The sequence below is a fragment of the Bradyrhizobium macuxiense genome (assembly GCF_001542415.1).
In the GTDB taxonomy this organism is placed as follows: Bacteria; Pseudomonadota; Alphaproteobacteria; order Rhizobiales; family Xanthobacteraceae; genus Bradyrhizobium; species Bradyrhizobium macuxiense.
Genome location: NZ_LNCU01000024.1, coordinates 37,107 through 55,609, shown reverse-complemented (window position 1 = coordinate 55,609; position 18,503 = coordinate 37,107). Strand labels below are relative to the sequence as shown.

Here is an 18,503-nt window from a genome sequence, read left to right as displayed (position 1 = left end):
ATGGATGCGCGGGTCAGGCCCGCGCATGACGAGTCGGGGCAAGTGGATAGATAGGTATGCCGCAACAAAAAAGCGCGGGGCCAGCCCCGCGCTTTCCGTCGCATCTTTGATGCAAAGGAATTACTCGCCGACGGCGGCCTGGCGGTCCTGCTTCTCGACGATGCGGGCCGACTTGCCGCGCAGGCTGCGCAGGTAATAGAGCTTCGCGCGACGCACCTTGCCGCGACGCACCACCTTGATCGAGTCGATCATCGGCGACATCACCGGGAAGACGCGCTCGACGCCTTCACCGTAGGAGATCTTGCGCACGGTGAAGCTCTCGTTGAGGCCCTGGCCGGAGCGGCCGATGCACACGCCCTCATAGGCCTGCACGCGGGTACGCTCGCCTTCGACCACCTTCACGTTGACGATCACGGTGTCGCCGGGCCCGAATTCCGGGATTTCCTTGGTGGCGGCGAGCTTGTCGAACTGCTCTTTTTCGAGCTGCTGAATAAGGTTCATTGAAATCTCCATCGGCGGCGCGCCCAGCCTTTGGCGGGCTGCGCAAACGTCCATCTATCCTGCGCGGGTGCGGATTTGGGCGCTCCTATAAGGCAAAGCGCGAGGTTTGTCACCCGTCTGTCGTGTTTTTTGTCCGCCTCGGCGCGGCTTTTTGGCCGCCCCGCCGGGCCCAGAGATCGGGCCGCCGGGCCTGGGTCAGGGTCTCTGATTGGGCCAGCCGCCAGGCCGCAACCTTGGCGTGATCGCCGGAAATGAGGATTTCGGGGATCTGGCGGCCCTCGAACTCCTGCGGGCGAGTATATTGGGGGTATTCGAGTAGTCCCTCGGAGAAACTTTCCTCGGTTCCCGATGCCTGCTTGCCCATCACCCCCGGCAATAGCCGGACACAGGCGTCGATCAGCGCCATCGCGGCGATTTCGCCGCCCGACAGCACATAATCGCCGATCGACACCTCCTCCAGCCCTCTGGCCTCGATCACGCGCTGGTCGATGCCCTCGAACCGGCCGCAGACGATCAGAGGGCCCGGCCCTGCCGCAAGCTCCACGACCTGGGCCTGGGTCAACGGCCGACCGCGGGGGCTCATCAGCAGCCGCGGCCGGTCAGGTGCGGCGTCCGCAGCATCGATCGCGGCGGCCAGCACGTCGGCCCGCAGCACCATGCCCGGGCCGCCGCCGGCCGGGGTGTCGTCGACACTGCGATGCTTGTCGGTTGCGGACGTGCGGATGTCACGCGCCTCCAGCGCCCAGAGGCCGCCAGCCAGCGCCCGCCCGGCCAGGCTCACGCCGAGCGGTCCCGGAAACATGTCCGGGAACAGGGTCAGCACGGTCGCGCACCACGGTGTCGGCTCGGATGTCATGGCCTCTCGTTACGGCACCACGGCCGTGAGGTCGAGGCTCTGCATCATCGCGGCGGCGTCGACCGCGCGGCGGAAGTCGGCAAGCTTGAAGGTCGCGACGTTGATCTTGCGCAGATCCAGCAGGCCCTCGGCGGCCAGCGCCGCAAGCTGCCCCGGCGCCGTGCGGTCGTACATGAATTGCCCGACCACCTCCCAGTCGTTGGCGAGCATCTCGCGGAAGGAGAGCTCGAGCGGCACCTCGGCGCTGCCCATCACCACCATCCGGCCGCCGCGCCGCAGCGCGCGCAGGCTCGACAATGTGGTCGACGTGCTCTTGGCGGCGCCGAGCAGATCGAGCGCGACATCGGCGGTGCCGCCGGCGGCGCGCTTGATGACCGGAAGGTCGGCCGCCGCGTCCCCGGTGACCACGGCCGGAATGACGCGCGGCCCGAAAGCGTCGCGCAACTGCTCGAGCGCGGCCTCCTTGCGTCCGACCGCAACGACGCGGCCGGCGCCCATCGCGACCGCGAGCATCACCGCGCCCGAGCCGAAATAACCGGTCGCGCCGTTGACGACGATGGTCTGGCCGCCGCGCAGGCCGGAACGCTGCAATCCGCCGAACGGCACGATCAGCTTGGCGAGCCCGATCAGCTCGGTCGCCGGCTTGTCGTCGAGATTGGCGAGCGGCGTGACGCAGGCGGCCGGCCAATGCGCCGTTTCCGCGAACACTCCGTCGCGCCAGCGCGTCTGTAGCGCCAGCGCCTCCGGCGTCGTCACCGTCGCGGTGAGGCCGATCAGGATCTGCGGCGGATCGCGGTCCGGTACGTCACCGCGCAGATGCGGGCTCAGGAACACGCGGTCGCCGCTCTGCACATGCGTTACGCTCTCGCCGGTTGCAATCACGCGCGCGATCGCATTGGTGCCCGGCACGAACGGCATCGGCGGCAGGCTGTAGGGCAAGGCACCCGACAGCAGTCTGTTGGTGTAGGACAGCACCATGCCCGCCTCGATGCTGACCACAACGCCGTCGGGCGCGGGCTTCGGTGTCGGGATATCCTCGAAGCGGAGATCGTTGTGGGCGTGCAGCCGCCAGGCCTTGTGGGTGCTTGTCATTGTCTTGCTCCGTGGGCGCTCTCGCATAAGTAGCCCGGATGGAGCGAAGCGCAATCCAACCTCCCCTTGAAAAGGGGAGGTCGCTTTGCTCGTTAGAGCAAAGCGGGTGGGGATCTGCCGTCTCCACTTGCAGCGGAGCCTGCGGCTGACCCCCATCCCGACCTTCCCCGTTTTAGGGCGAGAAGACAGCAGTCCGGGCTCAGGCTCGTTATGCGTCACAGCGCTGGATCGTCGGTGAGATGTCGCGCGAGCACCACGGCAAGCGGACAGATCAGGAGCGCCGTGATTGCGGTTGCTATGGTGGCGAGCGACGGGCCGAGCGCGTCGCCGAGCACGCCGTAGAGCACTGGCGCGGTCGCGCCCGATCCGATCGTGCCGGTATAGAACAGCGCAAAGGCGCGCTCGGTCTGGTGCGGCGGCGTGAGCTCGGGCACCGTGCCGTAGAGCACGGAGGACGTTCCGTTCAGCATCACGCCGAGCAGCGGTAGCAGCACGATCGCCGGCGCCAGCGGCAGCACCAGCACGGCAAGGATCAGTGCCGCTGTGCCGCCTTCGGTGATGAGCACCGTGCGTAGCGTGCCCACCCGTTCGCCGAGCCAGCCGCATGTGAATTTCCCGGCCGCGCCGCCAATGAAGACCAGCGCTAGCGCGAAGCCGTTGGTCGGCAGCGATGCGCCCTTGTCGCGCAACAGGAACGGCAGGAAGGTGAGGAAGCCCATGCGGACGGCGGTGTCGAGAATTCCGATCGCTAGCAGCCACGGAAAGCCACCGCCCCCGGCAGTCGCGTGACTTGCTGATGCCTTCGACTTGCGCGCAGGCCCCTTGCCGACCGCCGGCATCCACAGCGCAATGCAGATCGCGACGAGCAGGCCGGCCAACGCCAGCAACAGCAGCGTGTGCCGCCACGTCATGATCACCAACAGAATCGAGGTCGTTGCCGGGATCGCGGCCTTGCCGAGATCGCCGGTGAAATTGTAGATGCCGAGCGGCGCTCGCGCCGCCTTGCCATAGGCGCGCGACACCGCAGCCGATGCGATCGGATGTTGCGTGCTCGAGCCCGCGCCTGACAGTGCGAGCGCGAGGCCGAGGCCGATGATGCCGCCGGACCATCCCGCAAACACATAGCCGAGCGCGGAGAGCGTCGTGCCCACGATCAGGATGATCTTGCCGTCGATCCGCTCGGCGACGCGCCCGACCGGAATCTGCAGGCCCGCCATCGCGCCGGCATAGAGCCCGCGCAGCAATGCGAGCAGCCCGTAGCTCAGCGCGAACTCGGTCTGCCAGACCGGCAGCAGCACGTAGATCACGTCGGTGTAGCCGTCGTGCAGGGCGTGGTTGAGGCCCGTCACCGTCAACGTCGTCCGGGCGCGGTCGGATCGGGGGGCGCCGGTCGCTGTTGCAAAGCCGCTCATGATCGGGGTCTTCCTTCCGGCGGGCAGAAGGAAGAAAATCTAACGGTGAGACTGTCGCTCATTGGACCTGCGATCTGAAAAATCAAGGCAGTTAAGTGCCTTGATGCTACTATGCGCCTTGATGGCCGTTGTCACAAATAAGTAATAATATGGTCATGCGTTAGAAAATCTGGAGCTTGTGATCATGTTCGTCCCACGCCGCAGCCTGCCGCCGCTCAACGCTGTTCGTGCCTTCGAGGCCGTCGCGCGTCTCGGCAGCATCAAGGAAGCGGCCGTCGAACTCAGCGTCACCCATGGTGCGGTGAGCCAGCAGATCCGCCTGCTCGAGGAATGGCTGGGTGCGCCATCGCTGTTTCGGCGATCGGTCCGCCGCGTGGTGCTGACGCCTGCCGGCGCGGCGTTGCTGGCCGAATTCGGTCCCGCGCTCGACCGGATCTCGGCCGCCGTACAGCAGCATCGCGAGCGGCGCGGCGATGCGCCGGTCGCCGTGCTCCGCGTCAACGCGCTCGCGACCTTCAGCTTGCGCTGGCTGTTGCCGCGCATGAGCCGGTTTCGCACCGAGCATCCGGACATCGAGGTGCGGCTTGCGACATCGAACGATCCGGTCGATGCGTTGCCCGACACGTTCGACGTGGTGATCCGCGGCGGCCCCGACACCTTCCACGGCTTCTCATCGCGCTTCCTGGTCTCGGAGCGAAGGCTGCCGGTGTGCAGCCCGTCGTTGATCGCGCAATTGCCGCTGACCGAGGTCGCGGACCTGTCGCGGCATACGCTGCTGCACGTCACGTCGATGCCGCGGCTATGGCGCGACTGGCTCACTGAAGCCCGGCAATCCGCGCTGGAGCCCGCGGCGTCGCTGACATTCGATCATTTCTATCTGACGATCCAGGCCGCGCTCGATGGTCTCGGCGTCGCGATGGGGCCGACGGCGCTGATCGCGGACGATCTCGCGGCCGGGCGCCTGGTGACGCCGTTTCCGGCCATCAGCCTGCCGGCCAGAAGCTACTTCGCTTATTTTCCGGCAGGTCACGGCAACGATCCGCATAGCGCGGTGTTCTGCGACTGGCTCGAACAGCAGGGCCGGATGACGACCTGAAAAATGATTCCTTGATCACGCCGCCGACGGATCGTCGCCGTCGATTTCCTGCGGCAGGTCGATCACCACGCGGCCGCCGGCGAGGTCGACTGTCGGCACCACGGCATTGGTGAACGGCAGCAGCATCGTTGCGCCCTGCGGCGGGGCGATCTCGATGATGTCGCCGGCACCGAAATTGTGGATCGCGATCACCTTGCCGAGCGGCTGCTCTGCCGTCGTCACCGCGGCGAGGCCGATCAAATCGGTGTGGTAATATTCGCCGTCGTCGGTTTCGGGCAGGCGGTCGCGCGGAATGTAGAGCTCGACGCCGTTGAGCCGTTCGGCCTCATCGCGTGTGGCGACGCCCTTCAGCGTCACCACCAGATGGTCCTTGGCTTCACGCAGATGCGTGACCTCGAACTGGCGCGTGCCGTCCCTGGTCGTCAGCGGACCGTAATCCTTCACGGCCAGCGGGTCTTCGGTGAAAGTCCATAGCCTCACGGCGCCGCGCACACCATGCGCAGCGCCGATGCGGGCGACACAAACCGGTGCAGCCACCGTGGTCGCCGTTCAGCCTTAAGCCTTGGCGGCGGCTTCGGCCTGCGCCTTGCGCTCCTTGCGCGGCACGGCCTTCTCGGGATTGTTGCGTGCGGTGCGCTTCACGACGCCGGCGGCATCGAGGAAGCGGGTCACGCGATCCGACGGCTGCGCGCCCTTGGCGAGCCAGGCCTTCACCTTGTCCATGTCGAGCTTCAGACGCGCCTCGCTGTCCTTCGGCAGCAGCGGGTTGAAGTGGCCGAGACGCTCGATGAAGCGGCCATCGCGGGGGAAGCGCGAATCGGCGACGACGACGTGATAGACCGGACGCTTCTTGGTGCCTGCGCGAGCGAGGCGGATAACAACGGACATTTCATTCTCCTTAAAAGTACGATGTGTTCGGTTTGATTTGGTATTCCGCGCCGCGCAGGTTGCTTGCGAACCCTCGCGACGGATTCCTCATTTCTTCTTGCCCGGGAAGCCGCCGAGGCCCGGCAGCGTCGGCTTGCCGCTGAGACCGGTCAGTCCCGGCACGTTCGGCAGGCCGCCGCGTAGACCGAGCGGCATGTCCTTCGGCAGGTTCGGCAGGCCACCGGCGCCGCCCTGCATCTTTTCGGCGAGTGCCTTCATCTCTTCGGGCGAAGGCGGCTTCATGCCGCCGCCGAAGCCCATCGCCTGCGCAATGCCGGCGAGCGGGCCGCGCTTGCCGCTTCCCATGGCCTTCATCATGTCGGCCATGTTCCGGTGCATCTTCAGGAGCTTGTTGATCTGCTCGACGTTCTGGCCGGCGCCCGCCGCGATCCGCTTCTTGCGGCTCGCTTTCAGGATGTCCGGGTTCTTGCGCTCCTGCCGCGTCATCGAATCGATGATCGCAACCTGGCGCTTGAGAATCTTGTCGTCGATGCCGGCGGCGGCGATCTGGTTCTTCATCTTGGAGATTCCGGGCATCATGCCCATGAGGCCGCCGATGCCGCCCATATTCGCCATCTGCTGCAGCTGTTCGCGCATGTCGTTGAGGTCGAACTGACCCTTGCGCATGCGCTCGGCGGTGCGCGCGGCCTTCTCGGCATCGATGTTGGCGGCGGCCTTCTCGACCAGCGAGACGACGTCGCCCATGCCGAGGATGCGGCCGGCGATACGGCTCGGGTGGAAATCCTCGAGCGCATCGGTCTTTTCGCCGGTGCCGATCAGCTTGATCGGCTTGCCGGTGACCGCGCGCATCGACAGCGCGGCGCCGCCGCGGCCATCGCCGTCCACGCGTGTCAGCACGATGCCCGTCAGGCCGACGCGCTCGTCGAACGCGCGCGCGAGGTTGACCGCGTCCTGACCGGTGAGGCTATCCGCGACCAGCAGCACTTCATGCGGGTTGGCAGCGGCTTTGATCTCGGCCGCCTCTTTCATCATCTCTTCGTCGAGCGTGGTGCGGCCGGCGGTGTCGAGCAGCACGACGTCGTAGCCGCCGAGCTTGCCGGCTTCGAGCGCACGCTTGGTGATCTGCGGCGGCATCTGGCCGGCCACGATCGGCAGTGTCGGGATGTCGAGATCGCGGCCAAGCACCGCGAGCTGCTCCATCGCCGCCGGACGATAGACGTCGAGCGAAGCCATCAGCACCTTGCGCTTGTCGCGCTGGACCATGCGCCGGGCAAGCTTCGCGGTGGTGGTGGTTTTACCGGAGCCCTGCAGACCGACCATCATGATCGGAACGGGGGGCACGGTGTTGATGTCGATGGTCTGGCCATCGGAGCCGAGCGTGGCGACCAACTCGTCATGGACGATCTTCACCACCATCTGGCCCGGCGTCACCGACTTGACGACGGTGGCGCCGATCGCCTGCTCGCGGACCCTTTCGGTGAAACTGCGGACCACCTCGAGCGCGACGTCGGCCTCGAGCAGCGCGCGGCGCACCTCGCGCATCGCGGCATCGACGTCCTTTTCGGTCAGCGCACCGCGCCCCGTCAGACGATCGAGAATGCCGCCAAGCCTTTCCGACAGATTGTCGAACAATGCCGTTGTCCTCTTTTCACCTCTCCCCGCTTGCGGGGAGAGGTCGGATCGCCTCGGCGATCCGGGTGAGGGGGTACAGGACTATCTAGGCGCATCGCGCGCGGAGACAGCCCCTCACCCCGACCCTCTCCCCGCAAAAGCGGGGTGAGGGAGAAGGAAATCCAAACACTTTCGCGCCCGAGGGCGCATCGCGCTGTCGGGCGTTGGCCTCCGGCCTCGAGGGACCGGTCGGCGGGTCGAAAAGACGGATCTTTCCGAGAAAGTCGCGGCGTTAAACGCTGCCGGGGCCGGAAAGTCAAGGAAAGTTTGCATGCCCTCGACTCGGTGCAAACACTAAGGCACTGAAAACAGGTCGTTTTTCCGGCGTCAGTTCCGAATTCGCTGCCGCCACCCATATAGACGAAGCTGTCCGCCCCGCCATTTCGGAACCCCGCTTGCGCATCACCCGTCGCCGCCTTCTCGCTACCCTCATCGGGGCCGCCGCGGCGATCGGCGTTCCGTCGATCTGGATGTCATCAATGAAAACCTATGACGGCCCCGTCTCGGATCACTTCGACGGCTTGCACTTCTTCGATCCGGACGGCGCGCCGCCAAAATCGCTCGCCGAGGTGCTGCGCTGGCAATTCGGCGGCGGCCGGCAGCGCTTCACCTGGCCGGATTGGGTGCCGAGCCCCTACGCCGACACGCCGCCGCCGCAGGTCGACGGCGCCAAGGTGCGGTTCTCCTTTGTCGGCCACGCAAGCTGGCTGATCCAGACCGCAGGCCTCAACATCCTCATCGATCCCGTGTGGTCGATGCGCGCCTCGCCGTTCAGCTTCGCCGGGCCGAAGCGGCACAATGATCCCGGCATCGCCTTCGAGAAGCTGCCCAGGATCGACATCGTGCTGGTCTCGCACGGCCATTACGATCATCTCGACGTCGCGACGCTGTCGAAACTCACTGCTGCGTTCGGTCCCCGCATCGTGACGCCGCTCGGCAACGACGTCACGATGCACGAGGCCGACGCCGCGATCAAAGCCGAAGCGTTCGACTGGCACCAGCGCGTCGAGCTCGGCAACGATCTTGCGGTGACCTTGGTGCCGACGCGGCACTGGTCGGCGCGCGGCCTGTTCGATCGCAACAAGGCGCTATGGGCAAGCTTCGTGCTGGAGACGCCGGCCGGCAAACTCTACATCGTCTGCGATTCCGGATATGGCGACGGCCGGCATTTCCGCCGCGTCGCCGAAGCGCACGGCCCGTTGCGGCTCGCGATCCTGCCGATCGGCGCCTATGAGCCGCGCTGGTTCATGCGCGACCAGCACATGAATCCGGAAGACGCCGTCAAGGCGCTCGCCGATTGCGGCGCTGAACAGGCGCTGGCGCATCATCACGGCACGTTCCAGTTGACCGACGAGGCGATCGACGCCCCGGCGATCGCGCTGGGCGAGGCGCTCGACGCAGCCAAGGTGCCGCGCGAAAAATTCGCGACGCTGAAGCCGGGGCAAGTGTTCGAGATCTAGCCGCCATTGCGAGGAGCGAAGCGACGAAGCAATCCATCGCTCCGCGCATGCGGACAGATGGATTGCTTCGCTCCGCTCGCAATGACGGATAGACTTACTTCTCCTTGATCGACCAGGACACGGTCACATTGACCGAGAGCGTCTCTTCGCCCTGCGCGACCGGCGTCGGTGCCGCGAAGCCGGCGGTGGCCATCTTGGCGCGGTACATCGGTGCGGGGGCCGCGCCAAATTCCGAGATGCTCAGGGGTGCGCCGAGCGTGACGCCGGCGGCCTTGGCGTAGATCTCCGCCTTGCGGCGCGCATCGGCGATGGCCTTCTCGCGCGCGTCGTCGAGCAGCTTCGAAGACTCTGCGATCGAGAAATTCAGCCCGCCAATATCATTGGCGCCGGCGCCGACCAGCACGTCGATGGTCGACGCGACCTTGCTCACATCGTGCAGCTTGATCGTGACGCGGTTGCTCGCGTGGTAGCCGACGATGCTGGGCGGTGTGTTCGGGGACGACGGGGTGCGGTTGGCGAATTGCGGCTGCAGCGACAGCCGCGACGTCTGAGCGTCCTTCTCGGCGATACCAGCGGCCTTCAGCGCGGCCAGCACCTTGCCCATCGTGACATTGTTGGCCTCGGCGGCCTCGCGCGCGGTCTTGGCGTCGGTGGTGACGCCGGCGTCGATCTGCGCCTGGTCCGGCGGCGCCGAGACGGTGGCTTCACCGGTCACCGTGATCGCCGGCGGGAAGTCGGTATCGGCCAGCGCGGGCGCGGCCAGCAGGGTGGTTGCGAGGAGGGCGGCAGCGAAGGGGAGGCCGAGGGGAAGGCGATGGGTCATCTGGCTCACTTCAGGGGTACGTAGACGTTGATCACAAGCTTGTCTTCGGCGGTCTTCAGGGGGTCCGTCATGTATTCTTCGATGAAGGTATCCTTGGCCTCCAGCTTCTTGTCGTCGAGGTGATTGGTGATCGCCTCATAGGTGTTGTCCATGTTGTCGTAGGAACCGCGATGGACGAACTTCAGCGACTTGCCCTCGGGCGAATTGCCCATGCTCATGCTCTTGCCCAGGTTCTTCACGTCCTGGTCAACCGGCATCTCGGCGATGAAGGTGAAACCGGTGTCGTCGGTCGAGGTGTAGACGATCATCGGATTGCCCGACGCCTTGATGCCCTGCTTGTCGAGCGCCGCGTTGAGCTGCTTGAAGGCCTCGATCAGGGCGTCGAAGGCCGAATCCCAATTGGCCGAGCCTTTCAGCATGAGGACCTTCTTCGGCTCCAGCGTGATCGGCTCGCCGAAGGGGTCGGCGGTCTGCACCGGCGCGGCCGGCGGCAGCGTCGGGGTTTGGGAGGCGGCAGGGCTGTCGGCGGGTGATTTGGTCTCGGCCGGCGGCGGGACCGGGGTTGCCGACGGCGTGGGAGCCGGTGTCGGGCTTGCCGCCGGTGCGGGCGTCGCAGCGGGGGCGGGCGTGGCCGCCGGTGCCTGCGCGAGGGCCGGGCCGGCCAGAGCGATCGCGGCCAAAGGCAGCGCGACCAGGGCCGCGCGTAACGTGCTGATACAGTTCATTCGGTATTCTCCATCCCAGCCCCAGACGGCCGCTCGATCTGTCCCGGCGCACGGTCCGCGAGGTGCGATATTCCTAACACGCAAGTTCCGCTTTCGTCCCATGACAGATGTGTCATAGGACCATCCCTGCTGGCCAATGGGCCATCACTCGCCATATAAGCGGGCAGAATTTGGGAAAATCGATGAGCGCGCTCGCCAATCACGCATTCGCCAAGATGAACGGCATCGGCAACGAGATCGTCGTCGTCGACCTGCGCGATTCCAAATCACAAGGTCGGGCACAGGTGTCGGCGGAGGACGCGCGCGCGGTGGCGTCGCCCTCGGGTGGCGTGCCGTATGACCAGCTGATGGTGCTGCAGCCGCCGCGGCTTCAGGGCACCGAGGCGTTCATCAAGATCTACAACAATGACGGCTCGGAGGCCGGCGCCTGCGGCAACGGCATGCGCTGCGTGGTACGACGCGTGTTCGAGAAGACCGGCCAGACCGCGGCGACCTTCGAGACCCGCGCCGGCCTGCTCAATTGCTGGCAGGGCCCGGCGCCCGATCTCTACACCGTCGACATGGGCGCGCCGAAGTTCGGCTGGCAGGACATTCCGCTGGCCGAGGAATTCCGCGACACCCGCTACATCGAGCTGCAGGTCGGGCCGATCGACAAGCCGGTGCTGCACTCGCCGTCGGTGGTCAGCATGGGCAACCCGCATGCCATCTTCTGGGTCGAGGACGTCAACGCCTATGACCTCGAGCGGTTCGGGCCGCTCCTGGAAAATCATCCGATCTTCCCGGAGCGCGCCAATATCACGCTGGCCCATGTCGTCGATCGCGACCACATCACGATCCGCACCTGGGAGCGCGGCGCCGGCCTGACCAAGGCGTGCGGCTCAGCAGCCTGCGCTACAGCGGTCGCGGCGGCGCGGCTGAAGCGCGCCAACCGCATCGTCGAGGTCACGCTGCCCGGCGGCAAGCTCGGCATCGAGTGGCGCGAGCGCGACGATCATGTGCTGATGACCGGCACCGCCGACTTCGAATATGAGGGCCGCTTCGATCCGGCGCTGTTCGCCGGCGTCGCCTGACCATTATGGGTGTTGATGTCGTCACCTTCGGCTGCCGCCTCAACGCGTTCGAATCCGAGGTGATTCGCCGCGAGGCGGAGCAGGCCGGTCTGACCGATGCCATCGTGATCAATAGCTGCGCCGTCACCAACGAGGCGGTGGCGCAGGCCCGGCAGTCGATCCGCAAGCTGAAGCGCGAGCGCCCGGCGGCACGCATCGTCGTCACCGGCTGTGCGGCGCAGACGCAAGCCCGGATGTTCGCCGACATGGCCGAGGTCGATCGCGTCGTCGGCAATGACGAGAAGATGCGCAGGCGGACCTGGCGCGCCGCGCGCGCGGCGTTCGAAGCGCCGTTCGGCATCGACGCCAGCGAGAAGGTCGCGGTCGCCGACATCATGGCGGTGACGGAGATGGCGCCGCATCTGCTCGACGGGTTCGAGCGCGGCCTGCCGCGGGTGTTCGTGCAGGTGCAGAACGGCTGCGACCATCGCTGCACCTTCTGCATCATCCCCTATGGCCGCGGCAATTCGCGCTCGGTGCCGATGGGAGCTGTGGTCGATCAGGTCCGCGCGCTGGTCGAGCGCGGCCATGGCGAGATCGTGCTGACCGGCGTCGACCTCACGAGCTACGGCGCCGATTTGCCCGGCATGCCGAAGCTCGGCCAGTTGGTCAGGCAGATCCTGCGCCATGTGCCGGAGCTGAAGCGGCTGCGCATTTCCTCGATCGACTCGATCGAGGCCGACCGTGACCTGCTCGATGTCATTGCCGACGATGCGCGGCTGATGCCGCATCTGCATTTGTCGCTGCAATCCGGCGACGACATGATCCTGAAGCGGATGAAGCGCCGGCATTCGCGAAAGGATGCGATCGATTTCTGCGCGCAGGTGCGCCGGCTGCGGCCGGACATCGCCCTCGGCGCCGACATCATCGCGGGCTTCCCGACCGAGACCGAGGAGATGTTCGCGCGCTCGCTCGACCTGGTCGAGGAATGCGACCTCACCTTCCTGCACGTGTTCCCCTATTCGCCGCGCCCGGGAACGCCGGCCGCGCGGATGCCGCAGGTCGACGGCGGCGCGATCAAGGACCGCGCGAAGCGCCTGCGCGCTGCGGGCGAGATAGCGCTACAGCGGCGGCTGGCGGCAGAGATCGGTGCCACGCGCGAGGTGCTGATCGAAAGCAGCAAACAGGGCCGCACCGAGCACTTCCTGCCGGTCGCGATCGACGGTGATGTGCCGGGCGCCGTGCGCGCGATGACTATCAGCGGCCATGACGGCGCGCGTCTCGCCGTCTCGGGCTTGCGTGCGGACAGGCTAGCGCCCGCCGGGCTTCGGAGGCTGTGACGAGCGGACCTGCCAGAACCGCAGCAGGCGATCGGCATTGCCGCGCGTCATTTTGGTGAACTGGCTTCGCGCTTTGGCGAGTTCGACTGGCCCCATGGATCCGGTCGAATAGCGGCATTCCATCACCGCGGCGGTGGTCTCCCAGCTCAACCCTGCGGCACAGCAGGGCACCAGCAGGCCTTCGCCACGCAGGCTTTGCATCAGGGGACGGATCACCTCGATGCTTGACTGCGCGAGATCCGCCAGCGCGACGATGGTCTCTTCATATTTGCGCTGCCTGGCGAAGCCGAGCAGGGCGGCCTCGTTGAGATCGCCGCTGTCCTTGAGCTTTGCGACGTGACGTCTGGCAGTGGTGAAGTCGCGGACCCGCGACATGTTGCGCTCGACGCCGGCGGCGACCGCAGCGATGGCGTGGCGGATTTCCTCGAACAGATGCGGCGGCGCGCGCTCGAGCAACCGACCGCGAACTTCTTCCGTGGCATCGTGCAGCAGCTCAAGGCGGAGCTCCGATGGCAGGTCGGCGCGGATGCCGGTCTCGACCGCAAGCACCGGGTCGTGCTCGGCCTGCGCGAGGATGACGGCAAAGCCGCGCGCCGACACCTTGGCGCCGGGATTGCTGACGAGGCGGCGGCTCACGCTGGCAAAGCGGCGGGCCAGCAGCGCGTCGGTGACGACTTCCTTCAGCCACCAGCGGCCGGACACGGCGAGCAGATGCTGCTCGCTCTTGGTCTGCGCGATCTCGACCAGATCCTCCGCGCTGAGCCGCGACGATTCCTGCAGGATCGGCCGCGCGATCCTGATCTCGTCATTCCTTGCGAGGCGCCGAATAATCGCAGGCGGTGCCTGGGCGACCGGCGCGAGCTGTTCGCTGATGTCGGTGAGCGCCATCCGGGCGCTGATATCGGCGAGTGCCCGCAGCTCGATGGTCTTGACCAGCCGCTCGAGCACATTGTCGAACAGCTCGACCTGCTCGCTGTTGAAGCTGCCGGCCGATGCGAGGAAGAGGTCGGTGACGCGCCTCGCCGTGGCGATGCATTTTTCGGCGGAGCCGGCCTGGATCGCTGCCTCGACCTCGTCGACAATCGCCTGGCCGCCATTCAGCATTGCTCGTCCTGAGCCCGTCGTGATGCGCTTTTCTAAGCCGGCTTGAGGATTAGCGGACACGCCTGAATGTTCCGTAAGGATAACGGTCCGTAAAAACCCGGAGATTACTGGCCGTTCCAGCCGCAGGCCTTGAGCCGCTCGTGCATGTGCACTGGCGCCGGCGCGACCACGTGCACCGGCTCCTTGTTCCTGGAGATCGGGATGCCGATCTCGCGGGAATGCAGGTGCAGGATCGGCTCGCCGAAACGCGGGCCGTTGCCGTAGATATTGTCGCCGACGATCGGCCAGCCGGTCGCGGCGGAATGCACCCGGAGCTGATGGGTGCGGCCGGTGACCGGCTCCATCGCCAGCCAGGTGAGGCCCGCGCCGCGCCCCAGCACCTTCCAGTTGGTGACGGCCTTCTGTCCCTCAGGGTCAGGCTTCTGCCACCAGCCGCGCTCCGCGTTGAGCCGGCCGAGTGACAGGTCGATGGTGCCTTCGTCGTCGATTGGGCCGCCCTCGACCACGGTCCAGTACGTCTTCGCGATCTTGCCGTGCTTGAACAACAGGCCGAGCGAGGCGGTCGCCTTGCGGTGACGTCCCAGCACCAGGCAACCGGAGGTGTCCTTGTCGAGCCGATGTGCCAGCACCGGCGGCCGCGGCAGCCCGAACCGCAGCGCGTCGAACGACGCCTCCAGGTTGGCGCCGCCCTTGGGGCCGCGATGCACCGGCAATCCGGCCGGCTTGTCGATCACCAGCATCAATCCGTCGCGGTGGAGCACCCGCGCCTGGATTTCTTCTGCGGTCAAAGGGGGAACATCGATCAATTCGTCGAGACTTTCGTTTGCGAGGCGAAACGGCTAACACGTCAGCGCCATGAACGATACTCCGGGAACAAAACTGAGCTGGTGGCAGCGGCTGAAAGGCGGCCTGAAGCGGACCTCCGGGGCGCTCGGGACTGCCGTCGCCGATCTCGTCATCAGACGCAAGCTCGATCGCGCCATGCTCGATGATATCGAGGATGTGCTGCTGCGTGCCGATCTCGGCACCGAGGTCGCGGTCCGCATTGCCGATGCGGTCGGCAAGGGCCGCTACGACAAGGCGATCTCCGCCGACGAGGTCAAGGCGGTGGTCGCGACCGAGGTCGAGAAGGTGCTGTCGCCGGTGGCGAAGCCGCTCGAGATCGATACGGCGAAGAAGCCGTTCGTCGTCCTCGTCGTCGGCGTCAACGGCTCCGGCAAGACCACGACGATCGGCAAGCTCGCCGCGAAATTCTCCGCCGAGGGCCGCAAGGTGATGCTGGCCGCCGGCGACACCTTCCGTGCCGCCGCGATCGAGCAGCTGAAAGTGTGGGGCGAGCGCACCAAGTCGCCGGTCATATCAGGCGCACAGGGCTCGGATTCGGCGAGCCTCGCCTTCAGCGCGTTGACCGCGGCGAAGGAGCAGCAGCGCGACGTGCTGCTGATCGATACCGCGGGCCGGCTGCAGAACAAGTCCGAATTGATGAACGAGCTCGAGAAGGTCGTGCGCGTCATCAAGAAGGTCGATGCGTCGGCGCCGCACGCGGTGCTGCTGGTGCTCGATGCCACGGTGGGACAAAACGCGCTGTCGCAGGTCGAGGCATTTCATCGTACGGCAGGCGTCACCGGCCTCGTGATGACCAAGCTCGACGGCACCGCGCGCGGCGGCATCCTGGTCGCGCTGTCGGAGAAGCACAAGCTGCCGGTGCATTTCATCGGCGTCGGCGAAGGCGTCGAGGACCTCGCGGCCTTCACGGCAAAGGATTTTGCCCAGGCGATAGCCGGAATCGAGTCTTAAGGTTACGTGATGGACAAGACCCAGCCGCATCCGCTGTTCAAACTCGCGACCGAGCTCGGGCCGCTGCTCGTGTTCTTCATCGCCAATGCGAAATACCATCTGTTCGTCGCCACCGGCGCGTTCATGGTGGCGATCGTCGCGGCGATGATCGCGTCCTACGTGGTGACCAAACACGTGCCCATCATGGCGCTGGTGACCGGCGCGATCGTGCTGGTGTTCGGCACGCTGACGCTGGTGCTGCATGACGAGACCTTCATCAAGGTCAAGCCGACCATCATCTACGGCCTGTTCGCGGCCGTGCTCGGCGGCGGGTTGCTGTTCGGCCGCTCCTTCATCGCCGTGATGTTCGACCAGATGTTCAACCTGACGCCGAAGGGCTGGCGCATCCTGACGCTGCGCTGGGCGCTGTTCTTCGCCGGCATGGCGATCCTGAACGAAATCGTCTGGCGCACGCAGACCACGGATTTCTGGGTGAACTTCAAGGTGTTCGGCGTGACGCCGCTGACCATGATCTTCGCCATCGCCCAGATGCCGCTGACCAAGCGCTATCACCTCGAGCCGGTTTCGCTGGAGGCCAGCGAAGCCGAGGCGGGCGACGTGCGGCAGGGGTGAGCGCCGCTCTGCTCCCTCTCCCCGCTCTTGCGGGGAGAGGGTTGGGGTGAGGGGGTGTCTCGACGGATAAGATCGGAATTGTAAAGGCTCCTCGCAAAGCCCCTCACCCGAAATTCCCGCTTCGCGCGAATTTCGACCTCTCCCCGTAAAGAATGGGGAGAGGTGAAAGCAGTGGCCGATCACGTCCCGGCCGCAGCGAGCGCTTTCTCGATCTCGGCCTTGAGCACGGTGTTGACGTTATCAGGGGTCACCGGGCCGACCATCTTGTAGACGATCTTGCCCTCGCGCCCGACCACGAAGGTCTCGGGCACCCCGTAGACGCCCCATTCGATCGAGGCGCGGCCGTTGCCGTCGACGCCGACGATGCCGAACGGATTGCCGTAACGGCCGAGGAAGCGCCGCGCATTGTCGGGCGCGTCCTTGTAGTTGATGCCGATGATCTGGAAGCGCTTGTCCTTGCCGAGGTCGGTCAGCAGTGGCGCTTCATCATGGCAGGGCACGCACCAGGACGCCCAGACATTGACCACGCTGACCTTGCCCTTGAACACGGCGGGATCGAGACCCGGAACAGGCGTGCCGTCCCTCACCAGTCCGTTGAGCGCGGGCAGCGGCGTCTGCGGCGCCGGGTGGCCGATCAGCGCCGACGGGATTCGCGAGGGATCGCCGCCATAGAGTCGCAGCAGGAACAGGGCGGCAAGCCCGAGGAAGATGACCAGCGGCAGCGCCACCAGCCAGCGTCGGCCTTGCGGCGCGGGATTCGTGGCCTGCTCGCTCATCGGACGTCTCCAGCGCTGCGGCCGGAGCGCCGCGTCACGCCGCTGGCCTCCAGCTCGCGCAGGCGCGCCTGCTGCCGGCGATAGTCGGCGACGATCCAGACGATCAACAGCAGCACCACCGCCGCAACCAGCGCATAGGATGTCACGATGAAGGGGGCGTAGGGGCCGAGCGACATGGGTCAGGCCGCCCCGATTTCGTTTGGCGCAGTTGGTTCACGCGAACCGGTGCCCACGTCATTCGTAAACGCGATGCGGCTTGCTTGCATCATCTGCAGGCTGCGCACGCGTCGGCGCAGGATCTCGTTGCGCATCGCCGCCAGGTGCAGCGTGACGAACAGCAGCGAGAACGCGAGCGCCATTACAAGCAGCGGCCACAGGAACGCCTTGTCGAGCGTCGAGCCGCCCATCCGGAACACGGAGGCCGGCTGATGCAGCGTGTTCCACCAGTCGACCGAGAACTTAATGATCGGGATATTGATCGCGCCGACCAGGGTGAGGACCGCCGCCGCCCGTGCCGCGCGCGAAGGGTCCTCCACCGCGCGCCACAGCGCCATCAGCCCGAGATACATCAGGAACAGGATCAGCACCGAGGTCAGCCGCGCGTCCCACTCCCAGTAGGTGCCCCACATCGGCCGGCCCCACAGCGAGCCGGTGACCAGCGCGAGGAAGGTGAAGGCGGCGCCGATCGGCGCGGCGGTCTTGGCGGCGACGTCGGCCAGCGGATGCCGCCACACCAGGGTGCCGAGCGCGGCCACGCTCATGACGCTCCATACGAACATCGACAGCCACGCGTTCGGCACGTGGATGAACATGATCTTCACCGTGGCGCCCTGCTGGTAGTCGTCGGGCGCCATCGCAGATTGATAGAGGCCGATCGCGAGCAGGATCGCGGTCGCGCCGACCAGCCACGGCAGGATGCGTGCGGTCAGCGTCAGAAACCTGGTCGGGTTGGCAAGGTCGATCAGCGTCATGGCACCCCTGATAATCGTCCGATGGGTCGCAGGCAATTGGCCGAATTGCTCTCGTCAAGAATTGATCGGATGCAACCTCAATCGAGCCCGTGCCGCAGGCTGGCGGCCGCGGCGAATGGCCCGATCACGAAGCTGACAAGCGACAGCGCGCACAGGATCGAGAACGGTGTTCCGAACGACAACGGGCCCGATATCGCTGCCTGCGATGCCGCAACGCCGAAGATCAGCACGGGAATCGACAGCGGCAGCACCAGCACCGCCAGCAGCAGCCCGCCGCGATGCAGCGTTACGGCCAAGGCCGCGCCGATCATGCCGGTGAAGGTCAGCGCC

The 18,503-nt window shown here is 66.2% G+C and carries 21 protein-coding genes; 6 read left to right on the top strand and 15 right to left on the bottom strand.

The genetic code is table 11. The features are described 5' to 3' along the window. Positions 1 to 120: 120 nt before the first annotated feature. The 4 genes from rplS to AS156_RS05650 all read right to left on the bottom strand — a co-directional run bounded on the left by rplS (position 121) and on the right by AS156_RS05650 (position 3,861). Positions 121 to 501, bottom strand: a complete 381-nt coding sequence (gene rplS, locus AS156_RS05665) for a 50S ribosomal protein L19 (protein ID WP_066501138.1) — start codon at positions 499 to 501, stop codon at positions 121 to 123. Positions 502 to 610: 109 nt separating this feature from the next. Further along, positions 611 to 1,357: a tRNA (guanosine(37)-N1)-methyltransferase TrmD gene (gene trmD / locus AS156_RS05660; protein ID WP_066501136.1), complete on the bottom strand. Its 747-nt coding sequence runs from the start codon at positions 1,355 to 1,357 to the stop codon at positions 611 to 613. Positions 1,358 to 1,366: 9 nt separating this feature from the next. Further along, positions 1,367 to 2,449: a zinc-binding dehydrogenase gene (locus tag AS156_RS05655; protein WP_066501224.1), complete on the bottom strand. Its 1,083-nt coding sequence runs from the start codon at positions 2,447 to 2,449 to the stop codon at positions 1,367 to 1,369. 215 nt (positions 2,450 to 2,664) lie between these two features. Then, positions 2,665 to 3,861: an MFS transporter gene (locus tag AS156_RS05650; protein ID WP_066501134.1), complete on the bottom strand. Its 1,197-nt coding sequence runs from the start codon at positions 3,859 to 3,861 to the stop codon at positions 2,665 to 2,667. A gap of 184 nt (positions 3,862 to 4,045) precedes the next feature. Here AS156_RS05650 and AS156_RS05645 point away from each other — a divergent pair, with 184 nt between their 5' ends. Then, entirely contained in the window at positions 4,046 to 4,957 is a 912-nt protein-coding gene (locus AS156_RS05645) for a LysR substrate-binding domain-containing protein (RefSeq protein WP_066501132.1), read from the top strand. Between the two features lie 15 nt (positions 4,958 to 4,972). Here the strand turns inward: AS156_RS05645 and rimM are convergent, their stop codons facing one another. The 3 genes from rimM to ffh all read right to left on the bottom strand — a co-directional run bounded on the left by rimM (position 4,973) and on the right by ffh (position 7,477). After that, positions 4,973 to 5,494, bottom strand: a complete 522-nt coding sequence (gene rimM / locus AS156_RS05640; protein WP_066501130.1) for a ribosome maturation factor RimM — start codon at positions 5,492 to 5,494, stop codon at positions 4,973 to 4,975. Between the two features lie 18 nt (positions 5,495 to 5,512). After that, complete coding sequence (gene rpsP / locus AS156_RS05635) at positions 5,513 to 5,845, bottom strand: 30S ribosomal protein S16 (RefSeq protein ID WP_066501128.1); 333 nt, start codon at positions 5,843 to 5,845, stop codon at positions 5,513 to 5,515. A gap of 87 nt (positions 5,846 to 5,932) precedes the next feature. After that, on the bottom strand, positions 5,933 to 7,477 hold the full coding sequence (gene ffh / locus AS156_RS05630; RefSeq protein ID WP_066501126.1) for a signal recognition particle protein: 1,545 nt from the start codon (positions 7,475 to 7,477) through the stop codon (positions 5,933 to 5,935). A 434-nt stretch (positions 7,478 to 7,911) separates the two neighbouring features. Between ffh and AS156_RS05625 the strand changes: the two genes are divergently transcribed. Further along, a complete protein-coding gene (locus AS156_RS05625) occupies positions 7,912 to 8,976 on the top strand; it encodes an MBL fold metallo-hydrolase (protein ID WP_066501124.1) in 1,065 nt (354 codons plus the stop codon). Positions 8,977 to 9,070: 94 nt separating this feature from the next. Here AS156_RS05625 and AS156_RS05620 read toward each other — a convergent pair whose 3' ends face one another. Then, complete coding sequence (locus AS156_RS05620; RefSeq protein WP_066501123.1) at positions 9,071 to 9,799, bottom strand: SIMPL domain-containing protein; 729 nt, start codon at positions 9,797 to 9,799, stop codon at positions 9,071 to 9,073. A 5-nt stretch (positions 9,800 to 9,804) separates the two neighbouring features. Further along, positions 9,805 to 10,524, bottom strand: coding sequence for a GyrI-like domain-containing protein (locus AS156_RS05615; protein WP_066501118.1), 720 nt, complete (start codon positions 10,522 to 10,524; stop codon positions 9,805 to 9,807). Positions 10,525 to 10,706: 182 nt separating this feature from the next. On the opposite strand from AS156_RS05615, the gene dapF reads away from it, so the two are divergent. Further along, the gene (gene dapF / locus AS156_RS05610) at positions 10,707 to 11,594 is read left to right on the top strand and encodes a diaminopimelate epimerase (protein ID WP_066501116.1); all 888 of its coding nucleotides are present in this window, start codon (positions 10,707 to 10,709) and stop codon (positions 11,592 to 11,594) included. A gap of 5 nt (positions 11,595 to 11,599) precedes the next feature. Continuing rightward, on the top strand, positions 11,600 to 12,913 hold the full coding sequence (gene mtaB, locus AS156_RS05605) for a tRNA (N(6)-L-threonylcarbamoyladenosine(37)-C(2))-methylthiotransferase MtaB (protein WP_066501115.1): 1,314 nt from the start codon (positions 11,600 to 11,602) through the stop codon (positions 12,911 to 12,913). Here the strand turns inward: mtaB and AS156_RS05600 are convergent. Together AS156_RS05600 and AS156_RS05595 are read right to left on the bottom strand one after the other, a co-directional pair. Then, a complete protein-coding gene (locus tag AS156_RS05600) occupies positions 12,884 to 14,017 on the bottom strand; it encodes a DUF2336 domain-containing protein (RefSeq protein WP_066501114.1) in 1,134 nt (377 codons plus the stop codon). The genes mtaB and AS156_RS05600 overlap by 30 nt on opposite strands. A gap of 104 nt (positions 14,018 to 14,121) precedes the next feature. Further along, positions 14,122 to 14,823 carry an RluA family pseudouridine synthase gene (locus AS156_RS05595; RefSeq protein ID WP_066501113.1) on the bottom strand — a complete coding sequence of 234 codons (702 nt, stop codon included), beginning with the start codon at positions 14,821 to 14,823 and terminating at the stop codon, positions 14,122 to 14,124. Between the two features lie 49 nt (positions 14,824 to 14,872). Here AS156_RS05595 and ftsY point away from each other — a divergent pair, with 49 nt between their 5' ends. Further along, positions 14,873 to 15,814: a signal recognition particle-docking protein FtsY gene (gene ftsY / locus AS156_RS05590; RefSeq protein ID WP_066501104.1), complete on the top strand. Its 942-nt coding sequence runs from the start codon at positions 14,873 to 14,875 to the stop codon at positions 15,812 to 15,814. A gap of 9 nt (positions 15,815 to 15,823) precedes the next feature. Further along, the gene (locus AS156_RS05585) at positions 15,824 to 16,426 is read left to right on the top strand and encodes a septation protein A (RefSeq protein WP_066501102.1); all 603 of its coding nucleotides are present in this window, start codon (positions 15,824 to 15,826) and stop codon (positions 16,424 to 16,426) included. Between the two features lie 179 nt (positions 16,427 to 16,605). Here AS156_RS05585 and AS156_RS05580 read toward each other — a convergent pair whose 3' ends face one another. The 4 genes from AS156_RS05580 to AS156_RS05565 all read right to left on the bottom strand — a co-directional run. After that, a complete protein-coding gene (locus tag AS156_RS05580; protein WP_066501101.1) occupies positions 16,606 to 17,202 on the bottom strand; it encodes a DsbE family thiol:disulfide interchange protein in 597 nt (198 codons plus the stop codon). Next, complete coding sequence (gene ccmD, locus AS156_RS05575) at positions 17,199 to 17,378, bottom strand: heme exporter protein CcmD (protein ID WP_066501099.1); 180 nt, start codon at positions 17,376 to 17,378, stop codon at positions 17,199 to 17,201. The genes AS156_RS05580 and ccmD overlap by 4 nt, the downstream gene beginning before the upstream one ends. A 3-nt stretch (positions 17,379 to 17,381) precedes the next feature. Beyond that, positions 17,382 to 18,173: a heme ABC transporter permease gene (locus AS156_RS05570; RefSeq protein ID WP_066501097.1), complete on the bottom strand. Its 792-nt coding sequence runs from the start codon at positions 18,171 to 18,173 to the stop codon at positions 17,382 to 17,384. 77 nt (positions 18,174 to 18,250) lie between these two features. Further along, positions 18,251 to 18,503, bottom strand: a 253-nt coding sequence (locus AS156_RS05565) for a heme exporter protein CcmB (protein WP_201455993.1), incomplete at its 5' end; no start/stop codon positions are given.